The organism is Microvirga sp. 2MCAF38, assembly GCF_052115485.1.
Taxonomy (GTDB): domain Bacteria; phylum Pseudomonadota; class Alphaproteobacteria; order Rhizobiales; family Beijerinckiaceae; genus Microvirga.
Genome location: NZ_JBFRGU010000003.1, coordinates 451,458 through 457,656, shown reverse-complemented (window position 1 = coordinate 457,656; position 6,199 = coordinate 451,458). Strand labels below are relative to the sequence as shown.

The window sequence follows — 6,199 nt, the reverse complement described above, 5'->3', positions numbered from 1 at the left end:
GGTCGTACGCCGTAAACGTCGCACCACCAGACTCCGCCAAAACCTTCGTAATCGCTGCCGTCAAGGACGTCTTGCCATGGTCAACGTGGCCAATCGTTCCAATGTTGCAGTGCGGCTTATTCCGCTCAAACTTTTCCTTCGCCATCGATCTCTACCTTAACTAGGCCAGGATTCAAAAACTTGGGTGCGTCCGATATTGCGGTTGAGCTATTTCCGCAAGAGCCAATTTGAAAATTGACGCGCATTGTTTCCGACAGGGGGCTTCAACGCACTTTAGCATTGGAGTCGAATGACAGCCGCCGCCTGTGTCCACCGGGAGCGTCATCGCCCCTTCTCAAGAAGCTACGAGCCACACAAAACACTACATCAGTTAAAAATAGGGTAGCTCTCGACAAACTTCCTTCCCAAGAACTGGCTGCCTTTTATGTTAAGATGATTTGTATCCCTGTATAATATATCTTCACCATTCGTCATTTTGCAAACGGTTTTGTTGCAGAAAAATTTAGAAGTTTCTAGCAACTTAACTCGAGGATCCTTCTTGACGACCCTTTCGAGTGCGGGCTTAAAAGCAGATAATTGATAATTTACGTTCTTTATATCGATTTCACAGTTCTGCTTCGTTGATAAAAATCTTTTTAATCTACACTTATCCGGATCAAACGGAAACGAAGGAACATCATCCGTGATATAAAGCTCTTTTCCACTTTCCAGCAAAACCCCTGTTGTCTCTAGTATTTTATCCTCAAGTGCCTGCCCCAGTGGAATTTGGCTTATTCTCCATGCCCAATACATTGTTACGATAACTTTCTTTATCGTCTTACTCGATGATACGGTCTTAAAAATCGAACCGTAATCTTCATTATCGATAAAGGGCGCACCGTTCTTGATATAAAAAGCAATATTCTTGTCAGGGAGCGCTTCCGCCAACCCGATAAACAAATGCTCGGCATGGCTGTCCCCGAGCAGGACAATATCTACGTCCCGATCCTTTTTGGATTGGAGACACCGGACGTAGCCCTCCCATTGAAGCGCTTCATCAGCAACCTGCTTCGGTGTACAAGTGTAAAAAGCAGCAAATGGGTATTTGTGAAACTCGAGATGCCCGACATCGCCCTTATAAAGCACTTCAGGTGAGGCGTTCCTTCTGAAAGGAAGCCCTTCCCGAGCATTTATTTCATAACCGACATACCCTATTGCGGCGATCAATACCGTTAGACCAATCGCTTTTGATGCAGCGAAACCTCCGAACCGAAGCGGGCGTTCGATAATCAGATAGGTTAACCCCGCGAGAATCACCGAAGCAAAGACAGCGACACATCGAATCGCAAAGCTAGGCGCCTCATTTTCGATGATTCGCGCAAACGACAACAAAGGCCAGTGCCAAAGATATAGCGGAAAACTGATCAGCCCCACCCAAACCATAATTCGATTCGTAAGCAGGTAACGATTGAGAAAAGCACGCGGGCCTGCGAGGATGGTCAACGTCGCTCCGAACACAGGCAACACCGCCCAAAACCCCGGAAAACGGTCCTCTTTCGAGATCAGAGCCACGCTAGCGCCTATCAAAAGCGCTCCTAGGACAGAAGCAACCTCTCGAGCAAAGTAAATTCTTCCTTGAGCATCACCCCAAAATAAGCTGAATATAGATTTTTGGCACCAATTTTTGACTCTTTCTAAGTAAATATCCTTATTCAATACCAATAAAGCTAAAATTGAACCCGCCAACAGCTCCCAAAAGCGGGACAAAGGTGAATAAAAATTTGCAATAGGATAATTTATATAGGTAAAAATATTTATAATAAATGACAAAAAGGTCAATAAAATTGCAATTGCAAATAAATTAATATTTTTCTTGAATAAAAAAAGAAGTAATATTGGCCATATTAGATAGAATTGCTCTTCAATTCCTAAGCTCCACAAATGCAAAAGTGGCTTTGTTTCAGCAGAATTGTCGAAATAGCTGCTTTCTGACCAGAGAGTAAAATTGGAAAAAAAAGTAGCCCCTGCTGCGATATGCTTTCCTAATTGCTCATACTCACCAGCTAGTAAAGCAATCCAACCAAAGACAAGGCACGACACAAGCACAATTGCAAGTGCTGGAAATATTCTTCGAACACGGCGAGCGTAAAAATCCGCAAACCTGAAGGAGCCTCGCTCGAGACTGTTGATTATCACTGTGGAGATCAGAAACCCTGAAATAACGAAGAATATATCAACGCCGACGAAACCGCCTTTCAGAACATCTGGAAATGCGTGATAAAAAACAACCGCCAACACCGCGACCGCGCGCAACCCATCAACATCTGGTCGATAGGTTGGATGCGAAAGATAACTCCCATCGTTGCTAGCAAATACTTTCTTTTTTTTATCGTAAGATGACATTGCCCCAATTTTCTAATTTTGCATAGAACCAATCAAAGCACCCGATTGATGCAATCAATATACAAGTTTTAGTATATCGCCATAGCGTGACCGTTCAGCAGAAGAAGTTTTTCTTTTCGGTGTTTCTATGGAGATCCCGGGCAAAGCTTTCCCACCCCGCCTCCCAAACACAGACAAACATCCTGGCATGAAACCGAAGGTTGGAGAGCTGGCCGGCGTCAGCGTGGAAATTGGAGCGGGTGAAGGGAATCGAACCCTCGTATTCAGCTTGGAAGGCTGCTGCTCTACCATTGAGCTACACCCGCAAGCGTCTCGCTTGAGTGGATGGTGGGGGAAGTAGGACTCGAACCTACGAAGGCATAGCCAGCGGATTTACAGTCCGCCCCCTTTGCCGCTCGGGACATTCCCCCATTTGATCCAACCAAAACGCGCCGCGTAAGGTCGTCCAAAACGAACACCCCGCCCGGAGGCGGGGGTGTCGTGGGCGCTCTTATGGTGACCCGCCTCCCCGGTGTCAACACCAAACAGCAAACCTCATCGTGAGTTCTGCGATCATGTGTTATGGCGGCTCACGCAACACAAAGAGATTTCCTTAAAAATGAGCGAGCGTCCCTTCTCCTCCCGCAAACCACGCTTCAACCGTCCCGGTGGAAAGTACGAGCGCCGGGACGCGCGTCCGAGGCGGCAAATGGAGAACGACGAAGGGACGGTGCTCTATGGCTGGCATCCGGTCGCCGAAGCTTTGCGGAACCCGAAGCGCAAGTTCACCCGCCTTCTCGCCACCGAAAATTCGATGCAGCGCCTCACCGAGGAATTGGGCATCCCCCTGCCGATCAAGCCCGAGATCGTTCGCCCGGGAGATATCAACAGGCTGGTGGAAGCCGATGCGGTCCATCAGGGCCTCTATCTCGAAGCGGAGCCCCTCGCCTCGCCCACGCTGGATACCTTGAGCGGAGAGCGCGTCGTCCTGGCTCTCGACCAGATTACCGACCCGCACAACGTGGGCGCGGTTGTCCGCAGCGCCGCGGCATTCGGGGTCGAGGCCATCATCACCACAGCCCGGCATAGCCCGGCCGCCACGGGCGTTCTGGCCAAGGCGGCTTCCGGCGGCCTCGAACACGTGCCGTTTCTCATCGTTCGCAACCTGGCCGATTCGCTCATCAAACTCGGCGATCGCGGCTTCACGCGAATCGGGCTCGATTCCTCAGGCGAGGCGCGGATCGACGAGATGCCGCTGAAAAATCCCGTCGTGCTCGTGCTGGGTTCCGAGGGCAAGGGCTTGAGACAGCGCACACGCGAATGCTGCGACCTGATCGGCCGCCTCGACATGCCCGGCGAGATCAAGAGCCTCAACGTCTCGAACGCTGCCGCCATCGCGCTCTACGCGGTCACGAAAGCCGTCTCCAGGACGTAACAATAAAACGATAATCGTCTTGTCGAGGCTGCCGTTTTACTTGCGCGAACGTCTCCTTAGACAGAAGTCGCAAATACGAATTGTGAATTGTGAGGAAATGCCCTGCCGTTAGGCTGTCTCTCCAATGGGAGTTCGGTGGCGAATCGTGGCCATCGACTTACCTGCCGCCAAGGTCTCGATGCTTTGACGCAAAAACCCGGACAACCGGGATCAACATTGGAAGGAAACACTATGGCAACCGCAGCCACAACGCCCCGGACGGACGCCGCAGTCCGCCCGATGAGCGGTGAGGAGAAGAAAGTCATCTTCGCCTCGTCGCTCGGTACTGTTTTCGAGTGGTACGATTTTTACCTTTACGGATCGCTCGCCGCCATCATCGGCGCACAGTTCTTCAGCCAGTATCCGAAGGCGACGCAGGACATCTTCGCGCTTCTCGCCTTCGCTGCGGGCTTCCTGGTGCGCCCGTTCGGCGCGCTCGTCTTCGGCCGCATCGGCGATCTCGTCGGCCGCAAATACACCTTCCTCGTGACCATCCTGATCATGGGCCTGTCGACCTTCATCGTCGGCTTGCTGCCTGGTTCGGACAAGATCGGCGTGGCCGCTCCGATCATCCTGATCGGTCTGCGCCTCCTGCAAGGCCTGGCGCTCGGCGGTGAATACGGCGGTGCGGCGACTTACGTGGCGGAGCACGCTCCCCATGGCCGTCGCGGGTTCTACACATCCTGGATTCAGACCACGGCGACGCTCGGTCTTTTTCTCTCACTCATCGTGATCCTGTTCACGCGTACGATCCTGGGTGAAGCAGAGTTCGCTGCTTGGGGCTGGCGCATCCCGTTCCTGGTCTCGGTCGTGCTGCTTGGCGTTTCTCTCTGGATCCGCATGCAGTTGCACGAATCCCCGGCATTCCAGCGCATGAAGGAAGAGGGCACGGGCTCCAAGGCTCCGCTCTCCGAAGCGTTCGGCCAGTGGAAGAACGCCAAGATCGCTCTTCTTGCCCTCTTCGGCCTCGTCGCCGGTCAGGGCGTCGTCTGGTACACGGGTCAGTTCTACGCTCTGTTTTTCCTGCAATCGATCCTGAAGGTCGACGGCTACACCGCGAACCTGCTGATCGCCTGGTCGCTCCTGCTCGGCACCGGCTTCTTCGTGTTCTTCGGCTGGCTGTCGGACAAGATCGGCCGCAAGCCGATCATCCTCGCGGGTTGCCTGATTGCCGCCCTCACCTACTTCCCGCTCTTCAAGCAGATCACCACCCTGGCGAACCCTGCGCTCGAAGCGGCGGTGGAGAACGTGAAGGTGACGGTCGTCGCCGATCCCGCCGGTTGCGGAAATCTCTTCAACCCGGTCGGTACGCGCGTCTTCACCACGTCCTGCGATCTGGCCCGCGACTATCTGGCCAAGGCTTCCGTGAAATATTCCACCGAAGCCGCTCCGGCAGGTCAGCCGACGAAGATCCGCGTCAACTCGACCGAGGTGCCGTTCGACACCGCCAAGCTCGCCGATTCGCGGACCGCGACCACGGCAGCGCTCCAGGGTGCGGGCTATCCGAAGGCGGGCGACGCGCAGATTGCGAAGATGAAACACCCGTTCGATCTGTTTAACAGCCAGATCGCCGGACTTGTGGGCCTTCTCTTCATCCTCGTGATCTTCGTGACGATGGTTTACGGCCCCATCGCGGCTGCGCTGGTGGAGCTTTTCCCCACCCGCATTCGGTACACGGGCATGTCACTGCCATACCATATCGGTAACGGCTGGTTCGGCGGACTTCTGCCCGCGACCGCTTTCGCGATGGTCGCCCAGACCGGCGATATCTATTACGGTCTGTGGTACCCGATCGTGATTGCGCTGATCACCTTCGTCGTCGGCATGCTCTTCGTCCCTGAGACGAAGGACCGCGACATCTTTACTTACAAAGGCTAGCAAGCCTTTTGACGCAGACAGAAGCCCCGCCCTCGTGGCGGGGCTTTTTGTTTGGCGCGCTTAGAAACAGGTGGTCAAGCGACGGACGATCCAGCCTTCCCCTTCCACGAAAAGGCGCTTGCGCGCGCGCTGGCAGTTGCCTGGCAGCGTCTTCCCGCCCGTGGAAGAGGTGGTGGCTTGCGGCTCCTTCTTGGACAGAACCGACGAAATCTTCGCGGCAGTCCCCTTTGGCAGAGGCTTTTTCGCCTGCGCCGCATCAACCGGCGTCCCGAGGCAAAATATCAGGATGGCGATAGCCCCTCCAAACCATTGCGACCGGGTTTTCTGCTTAGAGGATCGCGGCATAACCTCCGCCTTATCCGATGATCCAAAAACATCCCCCTTAGGGAAATCTGGTGAGGAGCGATTGGTTGCGATGCGTCCGAGCACATGATTTTGATGATTGATGGGAACTTGCCTGAAAGGCTTTGCGCTGCTACCTGAGCG

General features: G+C 53.8%; 5 protein-coding genes and 2 tRNA genes. 2 read left to right on the top strand and 5 right to left on the bottom strand.

Annotated features, from left to right (window positions below):
- The 4 genes from AB4072_RS09000 to AB4072_RS08985 form a co-directional block, all read right to left on the bottom strand.
- Nucleotides 1-145: GTP-binding protein (locus AB4072_RS09000; RefSeq protein ID WP_441967285.1), on the bottom strand; the 145-nt coding region annotated here is incomplete at its 3' end.
- Between the two features lie 221 nt (nt 146-366).
- Nucleotides 367-2,382: an acyltransferase family protein gene (locus tag AB4072_RS08995; protein WP_441967248.1), complete on the bottom strand. Its 2,016-nt coding sequence runs from the start codon at nt 2,380-2,382 to the stop codon at nt 367-369.
- Between the two features lie 231 nt (nt 2,383-2,613).
- Nucleotides 2,614-2,687, bottom strand: a tRNA-Gly gene (locus AB4072_RS08990).
- 20 nt (nt 2,688-2,707) lie between these two features.
- Nucleotides 2,708-2,792: transfer RNA gene (locus AB4072_RS08985), tRNA-Tyr, on the bottom strand.
- A 188-nt stretch (nt 2,793-2,980) separates the two neighbouring features.
- Here AB4072_RS08985 and AB4072_RS08980 point away from each other — a divergent pair.
- Both AB4072_RS08980 and AB4072_RS08975 read left to right on the top strand, forming a co-directional pair.
- A complete protein-coding gene (locus AB4072_RS08980) occupies nt 2,981-3,796 on the top strand; it encodes a TrmH family RNA methyltransferase (RefSeq protein ID WP_441967246.1) in 816 nt (271 codons plus the stop codon).
- A 231-nt stretch (nt 3,797-4,027) separates the two neighbouring features.
- On the top strand, nt 4,028-5,713 hold the full coding sequence (locus AB4072_RS08975) for an MFS transporter (protein WP_441967244.1): 1,686 nt from the start codon (nt 4,028-4,030) through the stop codon (nt 5,711-5,713).
- A 60-nt stretch (nt 5,714-5,773) separates the two neighbouring features.
- On the opposite strand, the gene AB4072_RS08970 is transcribed toward AB4072_RS08975, so the two are convergent.
- A complete protein-coding gene (locus tag AB4072_RS08970) occupies nt 5,774-6,058 on the bottom strand; it encodes a hypothetical protein (protein ID WP_441967242.1) in 285 nt (94 codons plus the stop codon).
- Nucleotides 6,059-6,199: the final 141 nt, after the last annotated feature.

What these genes read in the sequence shown, in the direction of transcription:
- AB4072_RS08995 (WP_441967248.1), bottom strand. Translation starts at nt 2,382, where the DNA reads ATGTCATCTTACGATAAAAAAAAGAAAGTATTTGCTAGCAACGATGGG.
- AB4072_RS08975 (WP_441967244.1), top strand. Translation starts at nt 4,028, where the DNA reads ATGGCAACCGCAGCCACAACGCCCCGGACGGACGCCGCAGTCCGCCCG.
- AB4072_RS08970 (WP_441967242.1), bottom strand. Translation starts at nt 6,058, where the DNA reads ATGCCGCGATCCTCTAAGCAGAAAACCCGGTCGCAATGGTTTGGAGGG.
- AB4072_RS08980 (WP_441967246.1), top strand. Translation starts at nt 2,981, where the DNA reads ATGAGCGAGCGTCCCTTCTCCTCCCGCAAACCACGCTTCAACCGTCCC.